25 protein-coding genes are annotated in these 24958 nt (G+C 61.7%); 12 read left to right on the forward strand and 13 right to left on the reverse strand.

The window, feature by feature from the left end; all coding sequences use genetic code 11:
• Positions 1-15: 15 nt before the first annotated feature.
• The 10 genes from ACR0NJ_RS12320 to ACR0NJ_RS12365 all read left to right on the forward strand — a co-directional run bounded on the left by ACR0NJ_RS12320 (position 16) and on the right by ACR0NJ_RS12365 (position 9907).
• A complete protein-coding gene (locus ACR0NJ_RS12320; protein WP_480817429.1) occupies positions 16-204 on the forward strand; it encodes a hypothetical protein in 189 nt (62 codons plus the stop codon).
• 105 nt (positions 205-309) lie between these two features.
• Positions 310-774, forward strand: a complete 465-nt coding sequence (locus ACR0NJ_RS12325) for a hypothetical protein (RefSeq protein WP_480817430.1) — start codon at positions 310-312, stop codon at positions 772-774.
• A gap of 44 nt (positions 775-818) precedes the next feature.
• Entirely contained in the window at positions 819-2942 is a 2124-nt protein-coding gene (locus tag ACR0NJ_RS12330) for a 4Fe-4S binding protein (RefSeq protein ID WP_480817539.1), read from the forward strand.
• 14 nt (positions 2943-2956) lie between these two features.
• Positions 2957-4861, forward strand: coding sequence for a TAT-dependent nitrous-oxide reductase (gene nosZ, locus ACR0NJ_RS12335; RefSeq protein ID WP_480817431.1), 1905 nt, complete (start codon positions 2957-2959; stop codon positions 4859-4861).
• A 1-nt stretch (position 4862) separates the two neighbouring features.
• Positions 4863-6119 carry a nitrous oxide reductase family maturation protein NosD gene (locus ACR0NJ_RS12340; RefSeq protein ID WP_480817432.1) on the forward strand — a complete coding sequence of 419 codons (1257 nt, stop codon included), beginning with the start codon at positions 4863-4865 and terminating at the stop codon, positions 6117-6119.
• On the forward strand, positions 6109-7002 hold the full coding sequence (locus ACR0NJ_RS12345; RefSeq protein WP_480817433.1) for an ABC transporter ATP-binding protein: 894 nt from the start codon (positions 6109-6111) through the stop codon (positions 7000-7002). The genes ACR0NJ_RS12340 and ACR0NJ_RS12345 overlap by 11 nt, the downstream gene beginning before the upstream one ends.
• A complete protein-coding gene (locus ACR0NJ_RS12350) occupies positions 6999-7820 on the forward strand; it encodes an ABC transporter permease (protein ID WP_480817434.1) in 822 nt (273 codons plus the stop codon). Before ACR0NJ_RS12345 ends, ACR0NJ_RS12350 begins: the two co-directional genes overlap by 4 nt.
• Positions 7817-8332 (forward strand): nitrous oxide reductase accessory protein NosL, encoded by a 516-nt coding sequence (locus tag ACR0NJ_RS12355; protein WP_480817435.1) that lies wholly within the window; start codon positions 7817-7819, stop codon positions 8330-8332. The genes ACR0NJ_RS12350 and ACR0NJ_RS12355 overlap by 4 nt, the downstream gene beginning before the upstream one ends.
• Positions 8329-9231 (forward strand): FAD:protein FMN transferase, encoded by a 903-nt coding sequence (locus ACR0NJ_RS12360; RefSeq protein ID WP_480817436.1) that lies wholly within the window; start codon positions 8329-8331, stop codon positions 9229-9231. Before ACR0NJ_RS12355 ends, ACR0NJ_RS12360 begins: the two co-directional genes overlap by 4 nt.
• A gap of 40 nt (positions 9232-9271) precedes the next feature.
• Positions 9272-9907: a glutathione S-transferase gene (locus tag ACR0NJ_RS12365; protein ID WP_480817437.1), complete on the forward strand. Its 636-nt coding sequence runs from the start codon at positions 9272-9274 to the stop codon at positions 9905-9907.
• Between the two features lie 55 nt (positions 9908-9962).
• On the opposite strand, the gene ACR0NJ_RS12370 is transcribed toward ACR0NJ_RS12365, so the two are convergent.
• The 13 genes from ACR0NJ_RS12370 to ACR0NJ_RS12430 form a co-directional block, all read right to left on the reverse strand.
• Positions 9963-10358, reverse strand: coding sequence for a RidA family protein (locus ACR0NJ_RS12370; RefSeq protein ID WP_480817438.1), 396 nt, complete (start codon positions 10356-10358; stop codon positions 9963-9965).
• A complete protein-coding gene (locus ACR0NJ_RS12375; protein ID WP_480817439.1) occupies positions 10355-10762 on the reverse strand; it encodes an acyl-CoA thioesterase in 408 nt (135 codons plus the stop codon). The genes ACR0NJ_RS12370 and ACR0NJ_RS12375 overlap by 4 nt, the downstream gene beginning before the upstream one ends.
• Complete coding sequence (locus ACR0NJ_RS12380) at positions 10762-11448, reverse strand: ABC transporter ATP-binding protein (protein ID WP_480817440.1); 687 nt, start codon at positions 11446-11448, stop codon at positions 10762-10764. The genes ACR0NJ_RS12375 and ACR0NJ_RS12380 overlap by 1 nt, the downstream gene beginning before the upstream one ends.
• Positions 11445-12194, reverse strand: a complete 750-nt coding sequence (locus ACR0NJ_RS12385; RefSeq protein ID WP_480817441.1) for an ABC transporter ATP-binding protein — start codon at positions 12192-12194, stop codon at positions 11445-11447. Before ACR0NJ_RS12385 ends, ACR0NJ_RS12380 begins: the two co-directional genes overlap by 4 nt.
• On the reverse strand, positions 12187-13173 hold the full coding sequence (locus tag ACR0NJ_RS12390) for a branched-chain amino acid ABC transporter permease (protein WP_480817442.1): 987 nt from the start codon (positions 13171-13173) through the stop codon (positions 12187-12189). Before ACR0NJ_RS12390 ends, ACR0NJ_RS12385 begins: the two co-directional genes overlap by 8 nt.
• A complete protein-coding gene (locus tag ACR0NJ_RS12395; RefSeq protein WP_480817443.1) occupies positions 13170-14090 on the reverse strand; it encodes a branched-chain amino acid ABC transporter permease in 921 nt (306 codons plus the stop codon). Before ACR0NJ_RS12395 ends, ACR0NJ_RS12390 begins: the two co-directional genes overlap by 4 nt.
• A 45-nt stretch (positions 14091-14135) precedes the next feature.
• The gene (locus ACR0NJ_RS12400; protein WP_480817444.1) at positions 14136-15266 is read right to left on the reverse strand and encodes an ABC transporter substrate-binding protein; all 1131 of its coding nucleotides are present in this window, start codon (positions 15264-15266) and stop codon (positions 14136-14138) included.
• A 64-nt stretch (positions 15267-15330) separates the two neighbouring features.
• Positions 15331-16959: an AMP-binding protein gene (locus tag ACR0NJ_RS12405; protein ID WP_480817445.1), complete on the reverse strand. Its 1629-nt coding sequence runs from the start codon at positions 16957-16959 to the stop codon at positions 15331-15333.
• A complete protein-coding gene (locus ACR0NJ_RS12410) occupies positions 16959-18110 on the reverse strand; it encodes an acyl-CoA dehydrogenase family protein (RefSeq protein WP_480817446.1) in 1152 nt (383 codons plus the stop codon). Before ACR0NJ_RS12410 ends, ACR0NJ_RS12405 begins: the two co-directional genes overlap by 1 nt.
• The gene (locus ACR0NJ_RS12415) at positions 18110-18910 is read right to left on the reverse strand and encodes an enoyl-CoA hydratase family protein (RefSeq protein WP_480817447.1); all 801 of its coding nucleotides are present in this window, start codon (positions 18908-18910) and stop codon (positions 18110-18112) included. The genes ACR0NJ_RS12410 and ACR0NJ_RS12415 overlap by 1 nt, the downstream gene beginning before the upstream one ends.
• Positions 18900-19367 (reverse strand): MarR family winged helix-turn-helix transcriptional regulator, encoded by a 468-nt coding sequence (locus ACR0NJ_RS12420; RefSeq protein WP_480817448.1) that lies wholly within the window; start codon positions 19365-19367, stop codon positions 18900-18902. Before ACR0NJ_RS12420 ends, ACR0NJ_RS12415 begins: the two co-directional genes overlap by 11 nt.
• Entirely contained in the window at positions 19364-20083 is a 720-nt protein-coding gene (locus ACR0NJ_RS12425) for an SDR family NAD(P)-dependent oxidoreductase (RefSeq protein ID WP_480817449.1), read from the reverse strand. The genes ACR0NJ_RS12420 and ACR0NJ_RS12425 overlap by 4 nt, the downstream gene beginning before the upstream one ends.
• Complete coding sequence (locus ACR0NJ_RS12430) at positions 20080-22374, reverse strand: bifunctional salicylyl-CoA 5-hydroxylase/oxidoreductase (RefSeq protein WP_480817450.1); 2295 nt, start codon at positions 22372-22374, stop codon at positions 20080-20082. The genes ACR0NJ_RS12425 and ACR0NJ_RS12430 overlap by 4 nt, the downstream gene beginning before the upstream one ends.
• A gap of 213 nt (positions 22375-22587) precedes the next feature.
• Here ACR0NJ_RS12430 and ACR0NJ_RS12435 point away from each other — a divergent pair, with 213 nt between their 5' ends.
• Both ACR0NJ_RS12435 and ACR0NJ_RS12440 read left to right on the forward strand, forming a co-directional pair.
• Complete coding sequence (locus tag ACR0NJ_RS12435; RefSeq protein WP_480817451.1) at positions 22588-23619, forward strand: NADP-dependent oxidoreductase; 1032 nt, start codon at positions 22588-22590, stop codon at positions 23617-23619.
• 446 nt (positions 23620-24065) lie between these two features.
• Positions 24066-24953 (forward strand): cyanophycinase, encoded by an 888-nt coding sequence (locus ACR0NJ_RS12440; protein ID WP_480817452.1) that lies wholly within the window; start codon positions 24066-24068, stop codon positions 24951-24953.
• Positions 24954-24958 lie beyond the last annotated feature (5 nt).

The raw sequence follows: 24958 nt of genomic DNA on the forward strand, positions 1-24958 counted from the left end.
TGGAAACTGGCCGTTTTGCTTTATCCGGCCACGGCGCTGACCGTGGCCATCAACCTGTTTCTGGCCGGGCTGATCCTGCACAGCGCGGGGTTCAGCGCCATCGCGCCGGTGCCTGCAATCCTGTGGTCAATCCCGCTGGGTATACCCGCCGCGTGGCTGGCCGGTCGGTGGGTGCGCGGGTTGATGGACGAGGCAGATACTTGATTATAAATAGGAAAATCAGAATTTCCCCTCACCTAACCTAAGTCAAGTAGCGACTCGGGCGATTCCAATACTCCAAAAGGCATAGCTTCCCGAGGCGGAGACTCCATGCCTGCCCTGAAACCATTGCACAATCTCCCTGCCCGCGCGGTTCGCGCGGCGGTCGGGTTGGCGGGCATCGTCCTTTTGTTGTTGCAGACCTTTGGGCCGGCGCTGGCGAGTCCCGGTGAAAGTGTCTGGGTGGAGATCTGCTCGGAAGGCGGCGCGGTCTGGGTCGAGGTTGACCTTGAGGAGGGCACCGAAGACCCGGCCGCGTATTGCCCGAAATGCGCCGATTGCGCGCTGTGCGCCATCACCAGCGCCGCGCCGATGCCCGGGCTGACACAGGTGGCGCAGGCCGGGATCTTCCATTTTGTACATGGGAAAATCGGCACATCTTCCGTTTTGTACCAAACTCATCGGCTGTGGCCCGAGACCCGAGGGCCCCCATGCGCGCCCGAAATCACAACCGAACGCGCCCTGCGCGCGTCCATGGCATTCACCCAAATTCCCGGAGGTGCGCCGTGGTCGTAAGTCGCGCAATCCATTTCCTGCTGGCCTTTGCCCTGTCCTGCCTGATGGCGATCAGTGCCCATGCCGACAGCCTTGCCAGCTTCTTGCCTGATTTTGAGCCCGCCGATCTGGCCCCCGGTGCCGATGCCTTTGGCCCGGTCCGCGAGGACGTGCCGGTGGCCCCCGTTCTTAAAGACGGCGACCGCATCGCTTGGGCTTTCTTAACCTCTGATCTGGTGGGCACCACCGGGTATTCCGGCAAGCCCATCCATGTGGTCGCGGCCATCGATGATGAGGCGGTGTTGACCGGGGTGCAACTGGTCAAGCACTCGGAACCCATCGTGCTGATCGGCATCCCCAATTCCCGCATGGTTGAGCTGACCGAAGGTTATGCCGGGCTGGACCTGAAGGTCGAAGCGGAAACCGGTGGTGAGGGGCATGACCTAGACATCATCTCGGGCGCGACGGTCACGATCATGGTGATCGATGACAGCCTTGTGCGTGGCGGTATCAAGGTGGCGCGCGCGCTGGGGCTGGGCGGTTTGGCTCCGGCGCAGGCCGATGGGCCCAAGCGCGAGGTCGATCTGGCGCAGGACGCCATCTATGACTGGACGACGCTGTCGGGCGACGGCTCGGTGCGGCGGCTGACGCTGGATATCGGGCAGGTCAACGCGGCGTTTGAGGCCACGGGCGATCAGCGCGCCATCAAGCGCCCTGAACCCGGTGAACCTGATGACACCTATATCGACATGCATATGGCGCTGGTCTCGGTGCCCTCGATCGGCAAGTCGCTGCTGGGCGATGCCGAATATCAGAACATGGTCGACTGGCTGGACGAGGGCGAACAGGCCATTCTGGTGCTGGGGCGCGGGGCCTACAGCTTCAAGGGCTCGGGCTATGTCCGGGGCGGGATTTTCGATCGGATTCAGTTGATTCAGGGCGACAACTCGGTGCGGTTCTTTGACAAGCAGCAGCGCCGTCTGGGCGAGGTTGCAGCCCCCGATGCCCCAAGCTTCACCGAGCTGGACATCTTCAAGATCCCCGCCGAGGCCGAGTTCGACCCCGCCGAGCCGTTCCGCCTGCAACTGCTCGCCCAGCGGGCCGTGGGTGCGGTTGAGAAAACATTCCTGACCTTCGATCTGGGCTACAAACTACCCGAGCAGTATCTGCTGCCCGTCGCGGCCCCTGTGGTTGTCGATGACGCCACCGGCGAGGCGGCGGCCAAGGCCGCGCTGTGGAAACGCATCTGGAAGGACCGCACGGTCGAGATCGGGGTGCTGGGCGCGATGCTGCTGGTGCTGACCGCGACCTTCTTCTTCCAGTTCCACGCCACCATGAATGCGCGGGTCTTTTACTGGTTCCGCATCGGATATCTGACCATGACGCTGTTCTTCATCGGCTGGTATGCCAACGCGCAGCTGAGCGTGGTGAACCTGATGGCTCTGGCGGGCAGCTTGCGCACCGGATTCTCGTGGGATGCTTTCCTACTGGACCCGCTGGTCTTTATCCAGTGGTTCGCCGTCGCCGCCGCGCTGCTGTTCTGGGGGCGTGGGGCCTATTGCGGCTGGCTGTGCCCGTTCGGCGCGCTGCAGGAACTGACCAACAAGATCGCGCGCGCGCTGAAAGTGCCGCAATGGACCCTGCCATGGGGTCTGAACGAACGCCTCTGGCCTGCGAAATACATGATCTTTCTGGTGCTGTTCGGGATCAGCTTTGTCTCGATCCCGCTGGCCGAGACCTATGCCGAGGTCGAGCCGTTCAAGACCGCGATCATCCTGAAATTCATGCGCGACTGGCCGTTTGTGGTCTTTGCGCTGGCCCTGCTGGGGATCGGGCTGTTCGTGGAACGGTTCTACTGCCGCTATCTCTGCCCGCTGGGCGGGGCGCTGGCGATCCCTGCCCGTATTCGCATGTTCGACTGGCTGCGCCGCTACAAGGATTGCGGCACGCCGTGCCAGACCTGCGCCAATGAATGCCCCGTTCAGGCGATCCACCCCACCGGTGAGATCAATCCGAACGAGTGCGTCACCTGCCTGCATTGTCAGGTGCTCTATCAGTCCGAGGACAAATGTCCCGTCGTTATCCGCCAGCTGAAACGGCGGGCCAAGACAGGGTCGGTCCAGATGAAGACCCCGCTCGGACGACCACCGGCGAACCATCCGAACGCCAAACCGCAAACCGTTTCCTAAAAGGAGGGACGATCATGTCGGAACATGACAAGAAACTGAACATCACACGCCGCGGGATGCTGGGCGCAACCGCAACCGGCGCGGTGATTGCCGGGACGGGCCTCGGCTCGACCCTGATGACCGCGCGCGAGGCAAGTGCCGCCGCGAATGCGCATCTGGAGCCGGGTGAGCTGGACGAATATTACGGCTTCTGGTCCTCGGGCCAGACCGGCGAGCTGCGCATCTTGGGTGTTCCTTCGATGCGTGAGCTGATGCGGGTGCCGGTGTTCAATCGCTGCTCGGCCACCGGCTGGGGTCAGACCAATGAATCGCTGAAGGTTCTGACCGACGGCCTGCTGCCCGAAACCAAGGAGTTTCTGGCCGCAAACGGCAAGGTCACTTATGACAATGGCGACCTGCACCACCCGCATATGTCGTTCACCGATGGCACCTATGACGGCCGCTATCTGTTCATGAACGACAAGGCCAACACCCGCGTGGCCCGTGTGCGCTGCGATGTGATGAAATGCGACAAGATCATCGAGATCCCGAATGCGCATGACATCCACGGTCTGCGCCCGCAGAAATACCCGCGCACCGGCTATGTCTTTGCCAATGGTGAACACGAGGCTCCGCTGGTCAATGACGGCCAGATCCTCGACGATCCGTCCAAATACGTGAACATCTTTACCGCCATCGACGGTGATACGATGGAAATCGCATGGCAGGTGATGGTGTCGGGCAACCTCGACAACACCGACTGCGACTATCAGGGCAAATACGCGTTCTCGACCTCGTACAACTCGGAAATGGGGATGAACCTCGCCGAGATGACCGAGAATGAGCTGGACCACGTGGTTGTGTTCAACCTCAAAGCCATTGAAGAGGCCGTGGCTGCCGGCAACTATCAGGAACTGAACGGCGTCAAGGTCGTGGATGGCCGCAAAGAGGCAGGCGGCACCCTGACCCGCTATATTCCGATCCCGAACTCGCCGCATGGCGTCAACGTCGCCCCCGACAAGAAACACGTGATGATCAACGGCAAGCTGTCGCCGACGGTATCCGTGATCGACGTTGAAAAACTGGATGCGGTGTTCGAAGGCGCCGATCCGCGCTCGGCCATTGTGGCGGAACCGCAGCTGGGTCTTGGCCCGCTTCACACCGCGTTTGATGGCAAGGGCAATGCCTACACCACCCTGTTCCTCGACAGCCAGGTGGTGAAATGGGACATCGCCAAAGCGATCGAAGCCTTTGGTGGTGCGGATGTCGATCCGATCCTCGACAAGGTGGATGTGCAGTATCAGCCGGGCCACAACTCGACCTCGATGGGCGAGACCGCCGAGGCGGACGGCAAGTGGCTGATTTCGATGAACAAGTTCTCGAAGGACCGCTTCTTGAATGTGGGTCCGCTGAAGCCTGAAAACGAGCAGTTGATCGACATCTCGGGCGACAAGATGAAGGTGGTCCATGACGGCCCGACCTTTGCGGAACCGCATGACTCGATCCTTGTGCACCGGTCCAAGGTGAACCCGGTCAATGTCTGGGATCGCAACGACCCGATGTGGGAAGATGCGCGCAAACAGGCCGAGGCCGATGGCGTCGATCTGGACTATGGCGCGGATGAGCCGATCCGGGATGGCAACAAGGTGCGGGTCTACATGACCTCGGTCGCACCTGTGTTCAGCATGGAGAAGTTCACAGTCAAGCAGGGTGATGAAGTCACTGTCTATGTCACCAACCTGGATGACGTGGACGATGTGACCCACGGCTTCTGCCTGTCGAACTTCGGCGTCGCGATGGAGGTTGCACCGCAGGCCACCGCCTCGGTCACGTTCATTGCCGACCGTCCGGGCGTGCACTGGTTCTATTGCCAGTGGTTCTGCCACGCGCTGCACATGGAGATGCGCGGCCGGATGTTCGTTGAGCCGCGGAGCGCGTAACATGCGTTGGTCCCTGCTCATACCGCTCCTGCTCGGCTCGCCCCTTTGGGCGGCGGACTGGGATGTGCCCAACCGGGCGGGGGCCATCAATCAGATACTGGCGCAGGCGGCGGATGGAGACACCCTCCGCCTGAGCCCCGGTGTTTATACCGAAACACTTGTTCTGGACCGGCCCGTCACCATTGACGGGCAGGGCTTGGCCACCATTGACGGCCAAGGCGAAGGCAGCGTCATCACCGTGACCGGGCCGGGCGTGACGGTGCGCGGGCTGACGGTGATTGGCTCAGGCGACAGCCATGACGGGATCGACAGCGGTATCCAGCTGACCAAGACGGCCCACGCGCCGGTGGTCGAGGATAATGTGCTGCTGGGCAATCTCTATGGCATCGACATCCACGGAGCCAAGGACAGCATCGTGCGCCGCAACCGGATCGAGGGGCGGCAGGACCGCCACATGAACGCGCGCGGCAATGGGGTCTATGTCTGGAACGCGCCGGGTGCCGTTGTCGCCGACAATGATATTCAACTTGGCCGCGATGGGATTTTCGTGAATTCTTCGAAGAAGAATTTGTTCACCGGCAACCTGTTCCGTGATCTGCGCTTTGCCGTGCATTATATGTATGCCGACAATTCCGAGGTCAGCAACAACGTCTCGATCGGCAACGATCTGGGCTATGCGGTGATGTTCACCTCGAATGTCAAAGTCACCGACAATGTCTCGATCGATGACCGTGAACATGGCGTGATGCTGAACTATGCCAACAAGAGCGTCATCACCGGCAATGTGGTCAAAGGTGCGAAAGAGAAGTGCACCTTCCTTTATAATTCGAACAAGAACGAATTCACCGACAACTGGTTTGAAGGCTGCGGCATCGGCATCCACTTTACCGCCGGCAGTGAGCGCAACCGGATCGTTGGCAATGCCTTTGTCGGCAACCGGACGCAGGTGAAATTTGTCTCGACCAAATGGGTTGAGTGGTCAGAAGACGGGCGCGGAAACTATTGGTCCGATTTCGCCGCCTATGATGTGGATGGCAACGGCGTGGCCGATGCCCCCTATCGCCCCAACGATTCAATGGACCATGTGCTGTGGACCCAACCCGCAGCCAAATTGCTGCTCGGCTCCCCTGCCGTGCAGCTGGTGCGCTGGTCGCAATCGGCCTTCCCGGCGCTGTTGCCGGGCGGCGTGATGGACAGCAACCCCTTGATGCAAGCCCCTGAACCCCCAGCTATGAAAAAGGTGCCTCATGACGGATAAGGCCCTGACGATTAACCAAGTCTGCAAGGACCGTGGCAAGACCCGCGTTCTTGACGATATCACCCTGTCCCTTGCCCCCGGTCAGCGCGTGGCGCTGCTGGGCCATAACGGCGCGGGCAAGTCGACGCTGATCAAATCCATCCTCGGCCTGACGCCAATTGAGGGCGGCACCATCCGCATCGGAGACGCCACCCCCGGCAGCGCGCAGGCACGGCGCGAGACGGCCTATCTGCCCGAGGCGGTGTCGTTCCATCCGGCGTTGACGGGCCGCGAGCAACTGACCCTGTTCGCACAGCTTTCAGGCGCGAAGGCGGATGTACCCGGCCTGTTGGAGCGGGTCGGCCTGAGCGATGCGCTGGACCGCCGGATCGGAGCCTATTCCAAAGGGATGCGGCAACGTCTGGGTCTGGCACAGGTGCTGCTGGGTCAGCCGAAAGTCGCATTGTTGGACGAGCCGACGAGCGGGCTGGACCCGATCTCGCGGCAGGATTTGTACGCTATCATCGATGAGCTGGCGTCGCAGGGCACCGCTGTTCTGATCGCCTCCCACGCGCTGACCGAGGTTGAGGCCCGCACCGACCGCATCGCCATCATGCGCAAGGGTCGGATGGTGGCGGATGACACGCTGACCAACCTGTCTGTGCTGGCCGGTCTGCCGATCCGCCTGAAGGTGCGCGCCAGTGCCAACCCCGATGCGCTGGCCGCCGAACTGGGCGGCAACCGCATCAACGGCGCGTCGGTGGAGCTGCTGTGTTCGCCGGAAGACAAGATGGAGGCCCTGCGCCGCATCGCCGGATTGGGCGACGCGGTGGCGGATGTGGAAATGACACCGCCCAAGCTGGAAGACCTTTATCGCCACTATGCACAGGAGGAGAGGCTATGACCCGCTTCCTCGCCATCACCCGCACCGAAATGCTGATCCTGCGCCGCAACCGCTGGCTGCTGGTCGCGACGCTGATCATGGTGCTGTTCGCGCTGGCGCTGACCTTTGCGGGCAGCGCGCCAACCGGCACGCTGGGGGTCGATATGCTGACCGTCTCGGTCGCGTCGATGACCACGCTATCGGTCTATCTTGCACCCTTGCTGGCGCTGATGATTTCTTTCGATGCCATCGCAGGTGACGTGGACCGGGGCAGTCTGTCACTATTGTTGTCCTACCCGGCGGGGCGCGGAGAAATCTTGTTGGGCAAGTTCACCGCCCATCTGGCGGCGCTGGCTTTCGCCATGACCGTCGGTTTCGGCACCGCCGGCGCGGTGGCGGCCTTTTTCGGGGGCGCGGGTCCGGAAAGCCTGATGGCTCTGGCGCGCCTGATCCTCACCTCGATCCTGCTGGGCGCCGTGTTTCTGGCGCTGGGATACCTGCTGTCCGCCTTGGCAAAGGGGGCCACCGCGGCGGCGGGTCTGTCGGCCGGGCTCTGGCTGGTTTTTGTCGTCCTCTATGATCTGGGCCTGTTGGGGGCCGTGGTCATGGACAAGGGCGGCACCTTCACCCAATCCGTCTTTCCGTGGGTGATGGTGGCCAACCCGGCCGACGCATTCCGTCTGTGGAACATCGCCGCTACCGAAGGCGTCGCCATGGCATCCGGCATGACCGGGGCCGCGCAGGCCCTGCCGGTCTGGGCCGCACCCGTATCGCTTTTGATCTGGCCGGTGATCGGCTTTGCCCTTGCGCGGCTGGCGTTCCGGAGGGTTGAACCATGAAACGTCTGTGCCTGATTGCCCTGATCGCGCTGGCTGCCTGCAAGGAAGAGGTCGCCGAGGCCCCCGACCCCGTGGACCTGACCCCCGACGCGCTGAGCTTTTTCTGCCAGATGAACATCGCAGAACATGGCGGGCCCAAGGGGCAGATCCATCTGGAAGGCTACCCCGCGCCGCTGTTTTTCGCACAGGTGCGCGACATGGTGGCCTATCTCAAAAGCCCCGAGCGTGACGCCAAGATCACCGCCATCTATGTCAGCGACATGGGCGTAGCGCCCAATTGGCAGCAACCGGGTATCTCCAACTGGATCGCCGCGGATGCCGCGACCTTCGTGGTCGGCTCCAACGTTGCAGGCGGCATGGGCGCGCGTGAGGTTGTCCCCTTTGCCGACCCGACCGCCGCCGAGGCCTTCATCAACACCTACGGCGGCACACCCCTGCCCCTGTCGGACATCCCCGATGCCGAAGTGTTGGGCCCCGTCGATCTGGACCTGAAACTGGAGACCCCCGCATGACACCCCTGTCCCGCCGCCGTTTCCTGACCATCTCAGCGGCCTGCGCTGCGGTTCCAACACTCGCATCCGCTGCCCCCGTTGCCCATTGGCGCGGAACAGCGCTTGGGGCAAAGGCCAGCCTGCAATTGGTGGGGCTGGAGGATGCGCAAGCCGCGCCGTTCATTGCATCAATCGAAGCCGAACTGAGCCGCCTCGAGAACATCTTCAGCCTGTACCGGCCGCAATCACAGCTCAGCCAGTTGAACCGGGATGGAGTCCTGACTGCACCAGCCCCGGAATTGCTGAATGTCCTGAGCCTGTGTTCGGCCCTGCACGCGGCCTCGGACGGGGCATTTGATCCGACTGTCCAACCGGTGTGGCAGGCTCTGGCGCTGCAGGCGAATGCCTCGGAGTTGACAGCCGCGCGCAAGACCGTCGGTTGGCACCGCGTCCGGTTTGACGCCAGCGATGTGCGCCTGCCGGTGCCCGGCATCTCGGCCCTGACGCTGAACGGCATTGCACAGGGCGCAATCACCGATCGCATTGCGGCCTTGCTGCGATCTTTTGGCCTGCGCGATGTCATGGTGGATATGGGGGAAATCGTCGCCATAGGCCACCGCAAGGATGGGCGGCCCTGGCAGGTTGGTCTGTCCGAGGAGGGAATGGTGATCCGGGAAATCGCGTTGCGGGACCGCGCGGTTGCGACATCTGCCACCAACGGCACCCTGTTTGCGGATAGCCAGGGGCACATCCTGAACCCCACCGGTCAGGCGGTAACGCGCGCCACCGTGTCCGTTTCCGCACCCGAGGCAGCGCTTGCGGACGGTCTGTCGACGGCCCTCTGCGCGGCCTCCGCTGCGCAAGCGCCAACCATACTCACGTCGTTCCCGACGGCCAAGCTGGAGATGCAAAACCGGTAACAATTTGACCCCGACCGGGAATTCCCGGATAGATTGCCGCATGACGCAGCCTCCTATCCTATGGACATTCCGCCGCTGCCCCTACGCCATGAGGGCGCGCCTTGGCATTCTAAGCGCAGGCGTAACGGTTGAGTTGCGGGAAATCCTGCTGAGGGACAAACCGCAGGCGTTTCTGGACACCTCGGCCACCGCGACAGTGCCCGCCCTGCGTCTGGAGGATCAGGTTCTTGACGAGAGCCTGGACATCATGGTCTGGGCGCTGGAGCGAAACGATCCACACCGGCTGTTGGACATGCCGCAGGACGGGTGGGGCCTGATCGAAACGAATGATGGCCCGTTCAAAGCGGCGCTGGATCACACAAAATACGCCACCCGATATCCGGAACTGAACCACGAAGCCGAGCGGAACAAGGCGGCCCGCTATCTGATCGACCTCGACCAAAGGCTGAGCAACCGGCCCTGGCTTTTCGGAAACCGCCCGACCCTTGCCGATCTGGCGCTGCTGCCGTTTGTCCGCCAGTTTGCCCATATCGACCGGGGCTGGTTTGACGATCAGCCATGGCCGAACCTGATCCTATGGCTCGACCGTTTTCTGGACAGTGAAGCCTTTGGGCAGATCATGCACAAATACAAAGCGTGGTCCAAGACTGACGAACCGATCTGGTTCGGTGGGTGAATTGAGCGCTGCAAAGGCGGCTCCGAAGGGTATCCCAAAATGGCCGCGACGCGGCTTAGGACAAATGTGCGGTCGCTTCGATTTCGACCAATGCCTCGTCCTCGACCAATCCGGCGACGACGATCATTGACATGGCCGGGAAATGGCGTCCGAAAACCTCGCGATAGGCGGCACCGACCTCGGCCTGTTTGGCCAGATACTCCTGTTTGTCGACAACAAACCACGTCAGGCGGGTCACGTCGCTGACCTGACCGCCCGCTTCCTCGACAATGGCAGCGATATTGGCCAGCGCCTGTTTCATCTGGGGGACAAAGCCGCCCTCGACAAAGCGTTTGTTCCCGTCCCAGCCGATCTGACCGCCGATATGCAGCGTGCCGTCCTTGGTCAGCATGCCATTTGCGTAGCCCTTGGCTGGCAACCAGCCTTGCGGATGGATCACTGTGTGGGTCATGAGGTTTCGTCCCTGAATACATCTAACTTTTTGCGAATATCGTCCGGCCACGGGGCCGAGCAGCCGCCGGACCCGGTGTGAACCAACGTCGCGGTGGTGGTAAAGCGCAGTTCCTCTCCGGCATGGGCGGTCATACAGTAATCGGCAGACCGGGCACCGATCCGGGTTATGACCAGCGCCAGCACCAGATGGTCGCCATGACGGCTGGGGGCGGAGAACCGCGTTTGGATCTGTCCGGTGGGCACGCCGCCGGTTTTGTGGAGGGTTTCGAACGGGAGGCCCAACGCCTCATCAAAGAACGCCTCGACACAATCGTTCATCATCTCGAAATACCGTGGGAAAAAGACGATCCCCGCCGGGTCGCAATGTTTGAACAACACTTTTTGCGGAAAGGTAAACGCCATCACACCCCCACATACCGCTCCGAGATGTCAGGGGTCAGGTCCGTCATCGCCCCGGCCCAGACGGTTTTGCCGCGCTCCAGAATCACCGCCTTGTCCGACACGGCGGCCAGTTCCTTAAGTGATTTGTCGATCAGCAGGATTGCGACGCTGGTTTCCGACTTGAGGCGGCGCAGCGCGGCCCAGATTTCCTGCCGGATGATCGGGGCCAACCCCTCGGTCGCTTCATCCAGGATCAGCAGACGCGGGTTGGTCATCAGGGCGCGACCGATGGCCAGCATCTGCTGCTCACCGCCCGACAAGGACGCAGCGCGCTGGTCCGAGCGTTCGCCGAGGCGGGGGAACAGGTCGGCCACGGTTTGCAACGTCCACGCACCGGGCCGCGCGGCGGCGATCAGGTTTTCGCGCACCGTCAGATCGGCAAAGCAGCGGCGGCCTTCGGGCACAAGCCCAACGCCAAGCCGAGCCACCTTGTGGCTGGGCAGCGCGTGCAGATCGTGGCCGTCAAACCTTAGTTTGCCCTCGGATCGGATCATGCGGCAGATGGCCTTGACTGTTGTTGTCTTGCCCATGCCGTTGCGCCCCATTAGGGCTGTCACCTCGCCCTCGTCCATGGTCAGGTCAACGCCAAACAGCGCCTGACTGACGCCGTAGCTTGCGGTGAGGGCGTCGAGGGTCAGGAAACTCATGCTTCTTCCCCCAGATAAGCTTCGCGCACCTCTGCGCTGGTGCGGATTTCGTCCGCCGTACCGGTGGCGATGACCTTGCCATAGACCAGAACGCTGATCCGGTCGGCCAGTGCAAAGACCGCATCCATGTCATGCTCGACCAACAGGATCGGAGCCTCGGCCCGCAGGCCATCCAGAAAACCGGTCAGCCGTTTCGATCCCCCTGCCCCAAGCCCGGCCATCGGCTCGTCCATGACGAACACGCGGGGGGACAGTGTAAGGGCGACGGCGACCTCAAGCTGGCGGCGCTGCCCGTGGCTGAGGTTGGCGCAGCGGATGTTGCGGTCGTCGCTAAGTCCAACGCGTTCCAGCGCAGCCTCGGCGCGTTCGGTCAGGGCGCGGGTCTTCAACGCACCGCGCCAGAACCGCCAGGCGGCCCCGCTGGCCCCAATTGCGCCCAGAACCGCGTTTTCCAACACGGTATCCTCCATGCACAGGGCCGAGATCTGGAACGTGCGCCCCATCCCGGCCCGCGCCCGCGCCTGCGTGCTGAGGGCAGACACGTCACGCCCCTGCAGAAACACCCGCCCGGAATCCGGCGTCAGCCCGCCGCAAATTTGCTGGATCAGGGTCGACTTGCCAGCGCCGTTGGGACCGATGATGGCGTGAATCTCTCCGGCTTTCAGGTCGATCGAGACGTCATCCGTGGCTTTCAGGGCCCCAAAGCTTTTCATCAGGTTTTGAGTGGCAAGGACCGGATCAGACATGAGCGCCCTCCTTGCCAGTCAACAGACCGATCAACCCGCCCCGTCCGAACAACACGATGCACAGCAGGATGATGCCCAGAAACACATGCCAGTATTCGGTCAAGCCGCCCAGAAAATGCTCGAGCGCCACAAAGACGCAGGCCCCGACAACCGGCCCCATCAGGCGACCAACCCCGCCTATGATGATCAGAACGATCAATTCGCCCGACAACTGCCAGCCGAACATGGAAGGTGAGACAAAGCGGTTCAGGTCCGCAAACAATGCGCCCGCAAGCCCGGTGATTGCGCCGGAGATCACAAAAGCAAGCAGCCGCAGGCGCACCGGGTTCATCCCCACCGTCTCAACCCGGATGCTGGATTGCCGGGCGGCGTTCAGCGCCAGACCGAAGGGCGAAGCCTGCAGCCGCGCGTTCAGGTACAGGACGACACACAGGATCACAAAGCAAATGCCGAAGAACTGGATCGGAACCAATGTGTTCAGCCCCGGAAATCCGTTGCGCACATAGATCGAGACCCCATCCTCACCCCCGTATTCGGCCCAGGAGATGGCGAAGTAAAAGAACATCTGCCCGAAGGCGAGCGTGATCATGATGAAATACACGCCCGTGGTCTGCAGCGTCAGCAGCCCGATGAAAAAGGCGATGATGGCCGAGACCAGCATGGCCACCAGCCAGATCACCGGCATGGAGTTGGTGCCGCCGGTGGAAAACAGCCCCAGATCGAGCGTGGTATAAGTTTGTGCATGATAGGCCATAATGCCCATCGCATAGCCGCCGATGCCAAAGAACACCGCGTGGCCAAAACTGACCATGCCGCCGATGCCGAGGATGATGTTCAGCCCCACAGCGGCCAGTGCAAGGATCACCGCGCGGGTGACAAGCGTAATGGTAAAGGGCTCGTCCATGACCAGCGCGAACAGGGGCAGCGCCACAAGACCGCCGATCACCAGCGTGTTCAGCAGGCGTTCGTTAATCCTCATGCACGCGCTCCGAACAGACCGGTGGGGCGGAAGAACAGCACCAGCCCCATCAGCACGTAGATGCCCATCGAGGCGATCGCCGCGCCGCTTTTCTGCGCCGCCCCGGTATCCATGAACAGTTTGAACAGTTCGGGCAGGAAAACCCCTCCCAGCGTGTCGGTCAGCCCGACCAGCAGCGCTCCGATAAAGGCCCCTCTGATCGAGCCGATGCCGCCGATGACGATCACCACGAAAGCAAGGATCAAGACGGGCTCGCCCATACCGACCTGCACCGATTGGATGGCCCCGACCAGCGCCCCGGCCAGCCCCGCCAAAGCCGCGCCAAGGGCAAAGACCAGCGTATAAAGCTTGGATATATCGACCCCCAACGCGGCAATCATCTCACGGTCGTTTTCACCGGCGCGGATTTGCACGCCCAGACGTGTGCGTTCAATCAGCGCCCAAAGGCCGATGGCAACCGCAAGTCCGATGGCGATCAGGGTCAGACGGTACAGCGGGTATTCGATCCCGCCGGGCAGTGTAATAGGCCCTGACAGCGCGTCGGGGATGTCCAGAAACAGCGGGAATGAGCCGAACACCCAGCGCGTTCCTTCCGAAAAGATCAGGATCAGCGCGAAGGTTGCCAACACCTGATCCAGATGCGGTGCCTTGTAGAGCCGCCGGATCACCGCCATCTCGATCACCGCCCCGGCCAGCGCCGCCGCGGCCAACGCCGCCACGAGGCCCAGGAAAAACGACCCCGTCGCGCCCGCCACCGCCGCAGCCGCGAAGGCACCGACCATGTAGAGCGAGCCATGGGCCAGGTTGATCAGCCCCATAACGCCGAAGATCAGCGTCAGACCGGCGGCCATCAAAAACAACATGACGCCGAACTGCAAGCCGTTCAGGACCTGTTCGATAATCAGGATTGAGGACATGAAATCTCCGGACGGTGCGCGCCCGAGGCCGGGCGCGCAAAGGGCTTACATCTTGCAGTCAGCCGCATAGGCGTCCGAGTGGTTTTCCAGCGCGGTGCCGATGATCTTGTTGGTGAAGACGTCGCCATCCTTGATCACCTCGCGCGCATAGATCGTCTGTACCGGGTGGTGGTTCGACCCGAATGAGAAATCGCCGCGTGTGCTGTCAAATTCGGCGGCGCGCAGCGCTTCACGGAACGCATCGGCATCCGACGGATCGGCTTTTTCCAGCGCAGACAGCAACAGGTTCGCCGTGTCAAAACCCTGACTTGCATAGAGCGACGGCAGACGCCCGTATTCCGCCTGGAAGCTTTCGACAAAGGCCGCGTTGGTCGGATTGTCGATATCCTTGTTCCATTGCGAGGTATTCACCACGCCCAGCGCCGCATCGCCAACCGCCTGCAGGATCCCCTGATCGAAGCTGAAGGCCGGGCCGACCACCGGCAGATCAATGCCGCTGTCCGCGTATTGCTTGAGGAAGGAAATCCCCATACCGCCTGGCAGAAAGAAGAACACGCTGTCCGCATCGCTGGCCCGAATCTGGGCCAGTTCGGCGGCGTAATCCGTTTGACCAAGCTGGGTATAGACCTCACCCGCCAGATCCCCTTCGAAGAAGCGTTTGTAACCCGTCAGCGCGTCCGTTCCCGCCGGGTAGTTCGGGGCGAGGATGAAGCTGTTTTTGTATCCGGCACCGTTGGCATACGCCCCTGCGGCCTCGTGCAGGTTGTCGTTTTGCCAGGCCACGTTGAAATAGTTCTGATGACAGTTTTTGCCCGCCAGAGGCGACGGTCCAGCGTTCGGCGACAGATAGAACACGTTCTGGTTCACGGCTGCAGGCACAACGGCCATTGCAAGGTTCGACCAGATGATGCCAGTCATCACATCCACGCGCTCGGACTGGATCATTTTATCCGACAGTTGCACGGCAATGTCGGGTTTGCGCTGATCGTCCTCGATCACGACGTCGATATCGTCGCGGCCCGACTGCGCAATGGCCAGCATGAAGCCGTCGCGCACATCAATACCCAGCCCCGCCCCGCCGCCAGACAGCGTTGTGATCATCCCGACCTTAACCTCGGCCAGTGCCGATGAGGTGCACAGCGCCGTTGCGGCGGCGGCCATAAGTAGTTTCTTCATTTCAGTCTCCCCTTGTTGGTTATCAGCTTCACGCCCCAATCCCGGCGATTATGGTTAGGTTTCATCAGCTTGCAACCGCTTCTGCCTTAAGCCTGAACCGTTGCACCTTGCCGGTCTGCGTTTTCGGCAGGTCGTCGCAGAAAACAACGCTGCGCGGGTACTTGTAGGGGGCGATGGCGGTTTTAACGTGCTCTTGCAGCGCTTCGACCGTGGCATCTGACGGTTCGGTGCCTTCGGCCAGAACCACATGCGCCTGCACGATATGGCCCCGCTCCTTGTCCGGCACGCCGATCACCGCGCATTCTGCGACGGCGGGATGCGACAGAAGCGCGGCCTCGACCTCGGGGCCCGCGATGTTGTAGCCCGACGAAACGATCATGTCGTCATTGCGGGCGGCGAAGTGGAAATAGCCGTCGCCGTCCTTCGAGAAACTGTCGCCTGTAATGTTCCAGCCATCCGCAACATAGCCCGCCTGCCGATCATCGTTCAGATAGCGGCAGCCGGTCGGGCCCCGCACGGCCAGACGACCGACCTCACCAATATCGGCCTCGGACCCGTCGGGGCACAGCACCTTGGCCTGATAGCCAGAGACAGGCTTGCCGGTGCAGGCAGGCTGGTGATCGTCAAAACGATTGCTGATGAAGATATGCAGCAGTTCAGTTGCGCCGATCCCGTCGAGCATCGGTTTGCCGGTCTTGGCCATCCAGTCGTCATAGATGGGCTTGGGCAAAGTCTCACCGGCCGAGACGGCGGCGCGCAGGCTGGACAGGTCCGCGCCCTCATCCATCGCATTCAGCATGACGCGATAGGCGGTCGGCGCGGTGAAGCAAACGGTCGCTTTGTATTTCTCGATGATCTCGATCATACCGGGGGGCGAGGCCTGTTCCAGCAAAGTTGCCGTCGCCCCGAAGCGCAGGGGAAAGACCGCCAGCCCGCCCAGACCGAAGGTGAAAGCTAGCGGCGGTGAACCGACAAAGACATCCTCTTGCGTCACACCCAGAACCTCGCGCGCATAGCCGTCGGCGATGATCAGAATGTCCCGGTGGAAATGCATCGTCGCCTTGGGCTCTCCGGTGGACCCCGATGTGAACCCCAGCAACGCAACGTCATCGCGCCCGGTGGCGACGCAGTCGAACTTCACCGGCTTTTCCAGCGCCAGCCGGTCCAGTTCGGCGTCGTGGTTCGAGGTGCCGTCAAAACCCACCACCGTCTTTAGGAATTGACTGCCCTTGGCGCAGGCCGACATCTCATCCATCAGCCGCGTATCGCAGAGCGCGAACTGAATCTCGGCTTTGTCGACATATTTGGTTAGCTCCGACGCCCGTAACATCGGCATCGTATTCACCACCACCGCACCCACCTTGGTGGCGGCCAGCCAACAGGCGACCATGGCCGGGTTGTTTGCCGACCGGATCAGCACCCGGTTGCCGGGTTCGACGCCCAAATCCTCGACCAGCGCATGGGCCAGACGGTTGGTCCAGTCCGTCAGTTCCTTATAGGTGCGCAGGCGACCATTGCCGATCAGCGCGGTGTTGTCCGCAAAGCCTTTTTCCACCATTGCATCAGTGAGTTCGTAGCCGACATTCAACCGATCGGGATACTCGAATCCGTCCAGCAGGAAGTCCGGCCACTGCTCCTGAGGCGGCAGATTATCTCGTGCGAATGTGTCGGTATGGGCCGAAGGACCAAGCATCACGAACCTCCCATATGTGCCGCCTGAGCCGCACGCGCGATGATCACTTTTTGCACATCGGACGCGCCCTCATAGATGCGCAACGCGCGGATTTCCCGATAGAGCTTCTCGACGGAATTGCCCGAGCGCACGCCCTCGCCGCCGAACAGCTGAACCGCCTTATCGATCACCTGCTGGGCCTGATCCGTGGCATAAAGCTTGGCCATGGCGGCTTCGCGGGTAATCCGGGGCGCGCCGCTGTCCTTGGCCCAGGCCGCGCGGTAGATCAACAAGGCGCTTGCGTCCACGTCCAGCGCCATGTCGGCGATGTGGCCCTGCACCATCTGCAGATCGAATAGCGGCGCGCCCTGCACCCGCCGGGTGGTGACCCGCTGCAACGCCTCGTCCAGCGCGCGGCGGGCAAAGCCCAAGGCGGCGGCGGCCACGGTCGAGCGGAAGACGTCCAGCACCGACATGGCAATGCGAAACCCCTGCCCCGGCGCGCCGATTATCGCACCCGCAGGCACGCGGCAATCGGTAAACCTGAGCCGCGCGAGAGGGTGCGGCGCGATGGTGTCCAACCGCTCGACCACATCGAACCCCGGCAGGCCGGGCGTGACGATGAAAGCTGACAGGCCCTTGGCCCCCGGGGCCTCTCCCGTCCGGGCAAAGAGAGTATAAACGTCTGCGATGCCACCGTTCGATATCCACGTTTTCTCGCCATTCAGAACGTAGCTATCGCCGTCCCGCGTGGCGGTCATCGTGGAATTGGCCACGTCCGAACCCGATTGCGGCTCGGTCAGGGCAAAGGCCGAGATGGCCCGCCCCGCCCGCGTTTTGGGCAGCCACTGTGCCTTTTGCGCGTCCGAGCCGAACAGAGAAATCGCCCCGGTCCCCAGCCCCTGCATGGCAAAGGCGAAATCCGCCAGCCCGTCGTGGCGCGCCAAGGTCTCGCGCGCCAGACAGAGGGTACGCACGTCCAACTGACCATTCTCGTCACCTGTTACGCGCAGTAGGCCCGCCTCACCCAAGGTCGCCACCAGCCTGCGGCATGCGGCATCGGTGTTGGCGTGATCCACGTCCAGACCCGCAGCGACCTGCTCGACCCGCGCGGCCCAGTCGCGGTGGCGGGGTTCAAAGAAGGGCCAGTCGAGGAAACTCTGATCCGCCATCAATCGCCCTCGAACACTGGTTTTTCTTTGGCTACGAAGGCATTGTAGGCGCGTTCGAAATCGCCGGTCTGCATGCAGATGGCCTGCGCCTGAGCCTCGGCTTCAATCGCCTGTTCAATCGACATCGACCATTCCTGCGCCAGCATCGTCTTGGTCATCATATGCGCAAAGTTTGGCCCCGCCGCGATCCGCTCGGCCAGTTCGTGCGCGGCACCATCCAGTGCATCCGCAGGGACAATCCGGTTGTAGAACCCCCAGTCTGCACCCTCAACTGCGGTCATCGACCGGCCGGTATACAGCAGCTCCGCCGCCCGACCCTGCCCGATGATCCGGGGCAGGATGGCACAGGCGCCCATGTCACAGCCCGCAAGACCGACCCGGGTGAACAGAAAAGCGCATTTGGCCTCGGGAGTCGCGATGCGCAGGTCCGAGGCCATGGCGATGATCGCCCCTGCGCCGACGCAGACCCCGTCAATCGCCGCAATGACCGGCTTGCCGCAATTCACCATCGCTTTGACCAGATCTCCGGTCATCCGGGTAAAGGCCAAAAGCTCTTTCATATTCATGCGCGTCAGCGGCCCGATGATGTCATGCACATCCCCACCGGACGAGAAATTGCCGCCATTTGAGGCAAAGATCACAGCATCCACGTCATCCGCATAGATCAAATCACGGAACCAGTCGCGCAGTTCCGCATAGCTTTCAAACGTCAACGGGTTTTTCCGCTCGGGCCGGTTCAGCGCCACGGTGGCAATCCGGTTTTCGATCTGGCACTGGAAGTGCTTCGTGTCACTGCGCATCGGCGTCCTCCGGCATGTTAAATTCGGCGGCCAAGGCACGGGCTTCTTCGGCCGAGAACTGGCCCAGCAGGTCGGCAATCCACGCCTCATGGGCCGAGGCCTGACGGGCGAATTCCGCGCGCCCCTGCCGCGTCATGCGAACCCGATGCGCGCGCCGGTCACCGGGGACGGCCACACGCTCCAGATGGCCGTCTTCGACCAGCCGATCCACGATCCCGGTTACGTTTCCGTTGGACACCCGCAGCGCACCGGAAATCTGGCTCATTTTCAGGCCGTCCTCATACCGCGACAGCGCAGCCATCACATCGAACCGGGGCAGCGTGGTTTTGAACTCATCGCGCAGGTTTTCACGCAACTGTCCTTCGATGGCGCGGGTGGTTTTCAAAAGCCGCAGCCAGAGGCGCAGGCGTTCTTTCGAGGCCGGTTCAAGCGGGATTTTTGCCAAGCTCTGGCTCATACCTCGCCCCCCGAGACGCTGAGGCCATGCCCGTTGATCGATGCCGCCCCTTTCGAGGCCAGAAAGACCGCCGTCGCCGCGACCTCTTCGGGGGCGATCAGACGGTGCATGGGGTTGGCGGCGGTGATCTTTTCCATCGCTGTCGCTTCGTCCACGTTGAATTTCTCGGCCACACCGCGCGCCGCGTTGGTGGCCATTTCAGTGTCGACGAAGCCCGGACAGATGGCATTACAGGTGATCCCGCTTTTCGCGACTTCCTTGGCGGTCGAGCGCACCAGACCCAGCACCCCGTGCTTGGCAGCAGAATAGGCCGCCAGCGTCGCGCCGCCCTGCAAGGATGCTGTCGAGGCGATGGCGATCAGCCGCCCGCCCGGCTCCATGCCCCTGAGTGCTGCACGGAAAGTCAGGAATACCCCGGTCAGCGTGGTGTTCAGCGTGTCATTCCAATCGGTTAGCGACAGGTCTTTCACCTTCCCCGTGCGCGCGATCCCGGCATTGGCGATCACGACGTCAAACGGGGTTTCAAACAGGTCCGCGACTGAATTCTCGTCCGTCACATCCACCTGTTTCAACGTCATTTCAAAGCCCTGCGAGGCACCCTTTAACGGCTCTAACCGACGACCACAGATTGTGACATCGTCGCCTTCTTCGGTAAAAGCGCGGGCAATCGCCCGACCGATACCGGTACCACCGCCTGTGACCAGGACCCGTCTCATGCCTTCAACTCCAATTCCGCTTCCCGGTCGGCCACTCGCCACGCCTGATCGCGCCCTGCCTCATAGGGTTTCGGCCACACTTCCTGTCGGTCGCCGATGGCGGTTGCGGCGTGCAGTGTCCAATAAGGATCATTCAGATGCGGGCGCGCCAGACAGACGAGATCGGCCCTTCCAGCCATCAGGATCGAGTTCACATGGTCGGGTTCATAGATATTGCCAACCGCCATCGTCCTGATCCCGGCCTCGTTGCGGATGCGGTCCGAGAACGGGGTCTGGAACATGCGCCCGTATACAGGCTCGGCCTCGGTCGAGGTCTGGCCTGCGGACACATCGACGATGTCAGCCCCCGCAGCGGCGAACATCCTGGAAATCTCGACCGCCTCTTCCGGTGTCACCCCGTGATCCCCCGTCCAATCGCTGGCCGATATACGAACGGCCATCGGCTTGCTTTCGGGCCAGACCGCACGCATTGCGCCGAAAATCTCCAGCGGATAGCGCATCCGGTTCTCCAGCGCCCCGCCATACTCATCGTCGCGCGTGTTCGACAGAGGCGAGATGAAGGACGAGATCAGATACCCATGCGCCGCGTGCAGTTCGATCATGTCAAAGCCCGCGCGGTCGGCCATTTCGGCGGCGGCGACGAATTCAGCCGTGACCCGATCCATATCGGCGCGGTCCATCGCCTTGGGCACGGCATTGTTGTCAGACCACGGGATGTCGGAAGCTGAAATGATCGGCCAATTGCCCGCCTCCAACGGCTGATCCATGCCCTCCCACCCCAAACGGGTCGAACCTTTTCGCCCGGCATGACCAATCTGGCAGCAGATTTTCGCTTGGGTCTCGGCATGGACAAAATCCGTCAGCCGCCTCCATGCGGCCTCATGTTCGGGCGCATAAAGGCCCGGACAACCGGGGGTGATCCGCCCGTCGGCGGCGACACAGGTCATCTCGGTATAGACCAGCCCGGCCCCGCCCTTGGCGCGTTCGCCATAGTGGATCAGATGCCAGTCGGTCGGGCAGCCATCGACCGCCTTGTACTGCGCCATGGGCGAGACGACGACACGGTTCTTCAGGCTCATATCCCGCAACCGAAGCGGCGCGAACATCGGGGCCCGGACGGGCGCGTTAGCCCCGACACCGGCCTGCTGCAGGAACCAGCCTTCGGCCCGTTTCAACCACGCGGCATCGCGTTCGCGTAGGTTCTCGTGACTGATCCGTTGCGAGCGGGTCAGCATCGAATAGTTCAGCTGCACCGGATCAAGATGCAGATACCGTTCCACATTCTCGAACCATTCCAGAGAGTTCCGCGCCGCTGACTGCAGCCGCAAAACCTCTAGCCGCCGCTCGTCCTCATAGCGGGCAAACGCGGCCTCCAGCGTATCTTCGCTGACGATGTAGTCTGCCAGCGCAATCGCACTTTCCATCGCCAGTTTGCTGCCCGATCCGATCGAGAAATGCGCTGTCGCCGCCGCGTCGCCCATCAGGACAACATTCTTGTGACTCCACTTTTCGCAGAGCACCCGGGGGAAGCGCAGCCAGGCAGATCCCCGGATATGATTGGCATTGGACATCAGGGAATGACCACCCAGATGATCGCGGAAAATCTCCTCGCAGACCTTGATCGAGTCCGCCTGGCTCATCTCGCCAAACCCGTAGGCATCAAAGGTCTCTTGCGTGCATTCGACAATGAAGGTCGCGGTGTCATCGTCGAACTGATAGGCATGCGCCCAGACCCATCCCTTGTCGGTATGCTCGAAGATAAAGGTGAACGCGTCGTCAAATTTCTGATGCGTGCCGAGCCACACGAACTGGCACAGTCGCTCGTCGATTTCGGGCTTAAAAACCTCGGCAAATTCCGACCGCGTTTTTGAGTTCAGCCCGTCCGCGGCCACCACCACGTCGAATTCATCCATATAAGCCGAGGCGCTTTCCACCTCGGTCTCAAACCGCATTTCAACGCCCAACTCTCGGGCACGGTCCTGTAGGATCAACAACAGTTGCTTGCGCCCGATACCGCAAAAGCCATGGCCGCTGGAGACCGTTCGCTGGCCCTGATGCACCAGCGCCACGTCATCCCAATAGGCGAAATGTTTGCGGATAGCCTCAGCGCTGATGCGGTCGTTCGCGGCCAGGTTGTCCAGCGTTTCATCCGACAGAACCACGCCCCAGCCAAAGGTATCATCGGCCCGGTTGCGTTCGATCACCACAACCTCGGACGACGGGTCGCGCAGCTTCATGGATATCCCGAAATAGAGACCCGCCGGACCACCGCCCAAACATGCAATGCGCATGAAATGCTTCTCCTCCAAGGCTGATTACCGACAAGGCTAGATCGGGAAATGAGTCCTTTCAAGTAAAAATATTTTAAGCTTAAAGTTTATGAGCTCTAAAGGAACTGTACGCCCCGCAAACGCATTTCACGCAGCGCCCGCCCCAACTGTTTTGGTTGCACTCGGGCCCCATACGGTTTCTGCTGCAGGAAATCTGCTTTGCACGAGGTCACAATGCCCCAGACATCCACCGCCAATCGCCGCATCGTTCTGGCCGAACGTCCCAAAGGACAGCCGGACGAGAACACCCTGCGCCTTGAGACTACGGAAATCCCCCAACCCGGCCCAGAAGAGATGCTGGTGCGCACGGTGTATCTGTCGCTGGACCCCTACATGCGGGGGCGTATGAATGACGGCAAATCCTATGCCGAACCTGTTCCAATTGGCGGCGTCATGACGGCTCAGGCCGTGGGACAGGTGGTTACATCAAACATCGAAGGCTACGAGGCCGGGGATTATGTGCTCAACACAAGCGGATGGCAGGATTATGCGGTTTCAGACGGATCGCAGGTCGTCAATCTGGGCAAATCCCCGGACGACCCCTCTTGGTCGCTGGGTGTTCTCGGGATGCCAGGATACACGGCCTATGCCGGACTTCTGAAAATCGGAGAGCCCAAAGCCGGTGAAACGGTCGTCGTGGCGGCCGCGGCGGGCCCGGTTGGTTCAACAGTTGGTCAGATCGCAAAGCTCAAAGGGTGCCGCGTGGTCGGCATCGCTGGCGGGGCAGAGAAATGCGCGCATGTTGTCGAGAACCTTGGGTTTGATGCCTGTCTGGACCACCGGTCCGATGATTTGGCGGCCCAATTGCGCGAGGCCTGCCCGGACGGCATTGACGTCTATTTCGAAAACGTCGGGGGCAAGGTGCTATACGCGGTGCTGCCGCTGTTGAACCCGTTCGCGCGCGTCCCTGTCTGCGGGATTGTGTCCTGGTACAACCTGCCCGGTCTGCCGGACGGCCCGGATATGGGCCCCGTAATCATGGGCACGCTCTTGCGGATGAAGGTCAAAATGCAGGGTTTCATCATCTACGACAATTTCGGTGCCGACGTGTATCAGGAGTTTGTCCGCGACATGACGGCCTGGTTGGCGGATGGGTCAATCCACTACAAAGAACATGTGGTTGAAGGGTTGGAGAATGCACCGGACGCATTCAATCAACTGCTGGCCGGAGGCAACTTTGGGAAAATGGTGGTGAAAGTTGGCTAACCGAACCGAAATTTCGGACGAATTCGGACCGGTCGGAGAGCAGCGAATGACATTTGCCGCTGTCGGGCGTGTCTGATCTTTGCCAAAGGAACATCAACATTCCGGCGGCATGATCAACATGAGTTGCCGGGGTGTTTTTGATGCAAAGACGAGGATTTACCGCGTTTCTCGAAGGACCTTCATTGATCCGATACGCTGCGGGGCCCTCAAACCGGCCCTCGCAGGTACCGATCAGCTTGAACTGCACCGCAAAGACTGCATGAAAGTGGCCACGCCTGCGGGTCCGGTGGTTCTTGACGAAAACTCTGCGGTGCGGCATGTGGTACTCCCGGGGGGAATGGCATGTCCGCGAAGGCCAGATTGCCCGGCGCGGTGTGTACGAACAGGTATAAGCGTCCGCGCGGTCCCGGTGGCTGCCCGCTTCAGCACCGGAAGGTAGTTAAGATATGTGCCCTGCACCCGTTGATGCAGAGACCCCGCGCGGGTTCATCATCCCGATTGGCGGCGGTGAAGACCGCGTCAAGGAAATGCAGATCCACCGCAAATTCGTCGAACTCTCTGGTGGCGCGGATGCCGATATCGTCGTCATCCCGACGGCCTCGATGCTCGAGGAAACCGGGCCGGACTATAACCGCATCTTCTCGGAACTCGGCGCGGGCAAGGTCGAGTTCCTGCCCATTTCGCGGCGGGCGGATTGCGACAACCCCGACTATGCCGAGGTGTTGGATCGCGCCACCGGGATTTTCATGACCGGCGGGAATCAGCTGCGCCTGTCGGCGATTCTGGGCGGTACGCTGGTTGCACAAAAAATCCGCCGCCGGAACGCGGCGGGTATCCCGGTTGCAGGAACCTCGGCGGGGGCCTCGATCATGTCGGAACATATGGTGGCCGGCGGCAGCAGCAACGCCGCGCCCGCAGAAGGCAACATCACGCTAGCCCCGGGCATGGGGCTGACCAACGCGGTCATCATCGACCAGCATTTCACCCAGCGCAACCGGCTGGGCCGCCTGCTAACCGCATCGTCTTTCAACCCTTTTCTGATCGGTCTGGGCATTGACGAAGACACCGCCGCCTTTATCGGGCCCGACAACGTCTTCGAGGTTGTCGGCAGCGGCAGCGTCACAGTTGTCGATGCCAGCAACCTGACCCACTCGTCTATGTGGGACGCGCGGCGTGGCGAAGCGCTCAGCCTGCTGGGACTTCGGCTTGACGTTCTGGGCGAAGGGTGCCGTTATGATCTGGCGGCTCGCCAGGCTTTTCCGCCGGATGAGCATATGGCGTTCTGCACGTTGCCGAATTTATCCGGCGACGAGGCCCCCGGCGGAGGGGAATAACAAGC

Source organism: Ruegeria sp. F11, assembly GCF_056533855.1.

Coding starts and splice junctions, on each gene's coding strand:
- ACR0NJ_RS12420 (WP_480817448.1), bottom strand. CDS start 19,367: ATGAGCCAGAGCTTGGCAAAAATCCCGCTTGAACCGGCCTCGAAAGAA.
- ACR0NJ_RS12375 (WP_480817439.1), bottom strand. CDS start 10,762: ATGGCGTTTACCTTTCCGCAAAAAGTGTTGTTCAAACATTGCGACCCG.
- ACR0NJ_RS12350 (WP_480817434.1), top strand. CDS start 6,999: ATGACCCGCTTCCTCGCCATCACCCGCACCGAAATGCTGATCCTGCGC.
- ACR0NJ_RS12325 (WP_480817430.1), top strand. CDS start 310: ATGCCTGCCCTGAAACCATTGCACAATCTCCCTGCCCGCGCGGTTCGC.
- ACR0NJ_RS12380 (WP_480817440.1), bottom strand. CDS start 11,448: ATGAGTTTCCTGACCCTCGACGCCCTCACCGCAAGCTACGGCGTCAGT.
- ACR0NJ_RS12355 (WP_480817435.1), top strand. CDS start 7,817: ATGAAACGTCTGTGCCTGATTGCCCTGATCGCGCTGGCTGCCTGCAAG.
- ACR0NJ_RS12430 (WP_480817450.1), bottom strand. CDS start 22,374: ATGCGCATTGCATGTTTGGGCGGTGGTCCGGCGGGTCTCTATTTCGGG.
- ACR0NJ_RS12395 (WP_480817443.1), bottom strand. CDS start 14,090: ATGTCCTCAATCCTGATTATCGAACAGGTCCTGAACGGCTTGCAGTTC.
- ACR0NJ_RS12415 (WP_480817447.1), bottom strand. CDS start 18,910: ATGCGCAGTGACACGAAGCACTTCCAGTGCCAGATCGAAAACCGGATT.
- ACR0NJ_RS12425 (WP_480817449.1), bottom strand. CDS start 20,083: ATGAGACGGGTCCTGGTCACAGGCGGTGGTACCGGTATCGGTCGGGCG.
- ACR0NJ_RS12390 (WP_480817442.1), bottom strand. CDS start 13,173: ATGAGGATTAACGAACGCCTGCTGAACACGCTGGTGATCGGCGGTCTT.
- ACR0NJ_RS12440 (WP_480817452.1), top strand. CDS start 24,066: ATGTGCCCTGCACCCGTTGATGCAGAGACCCCGCGCGGGTTCATCATC.
- ACR0NJ_RS12330 (WP_480817539.1), top strand. CDS start 819: ATGGCGATCAGTGCCCATGCCGACAGCCTTGCCAGCTTCTTGCCTGAT.
- ACR0NJ_RS12400 (WP_480817444.1), bottom strand. CDS start 15,266: ATGAAGAAACTACTTATGGCCGCCGCCGCAACGGCGCTGTGCACCTCA.
- ACR0NJ_RS12365 (WP_480817437.1), top strand. CDS start 9,272: ATGACGCAGCCTCCTATCCTATGGACATTCCGCCGCTGCCCCTACGCC.
- ACR0NJ_RS12435 (WP_480817451.1), top strand. CDS start 22,588: ATGCCCCAGACATCCACCGCCAATCGCCGCATCGTTCTGGCCGAACGT.
- ACR0NJ_RS12405 (WP_480817445.1), bottom strand. CDS start 16,959: ATGCTTGGTCCTTCGGCCCATACCGACACATTCGCACGAGATAATCTG.
- ACR0NJ_RS12410 (WP_480817446.1), bottom strand. CDS start 18,110: ATGGCGGATCAGAGTTTCCTCGACTGGCCCTTCTTTGAACCCCGCCAC.
- ACR0NJ_RS12345 (WP_480817433.1), top strand. CDS start 6,109: ATGACGGATAAGGCCCTGACGATTAACCAAGTCTGCAAGGACCGTGGC.
- nosZ (WP_480817431.1), top strand. CDS start 2,957: ATGTCGGAACATGACAAGAAACTGAACATCACACGCCGCGGGATGCTG.
- ACR0NJ_RS12360 (WP_480817436.1), top strand. CDS start 8,329: ATGACACCCCTGTCCCGCCGCCGTTTCCTGACCATCTCAGCGGCCTGC.
- ACR0NJ_RS12385 (WP_480817441.1), bottom strand. CDS start 12,194: ATGTCTGATCCGGTCCTTGCCACTCAAAACCTGATGAAAAGCTTTGGG.
- ACR0NJ_RS12370 (WP_480817438.1), bottom strand. CDS start 10,358: ATGACCCACACAGTGATCCATCCGCAAGGCTGGTTGCCAGCCAAGGGC.
- ACR0NJ_RS12340 (WP_480817432.1), top strand. CDS start 4,863: ATGCGTTGGTCCCTGCTCATACCGCTCCTGCTCGGCTCGCCCCTTTGG.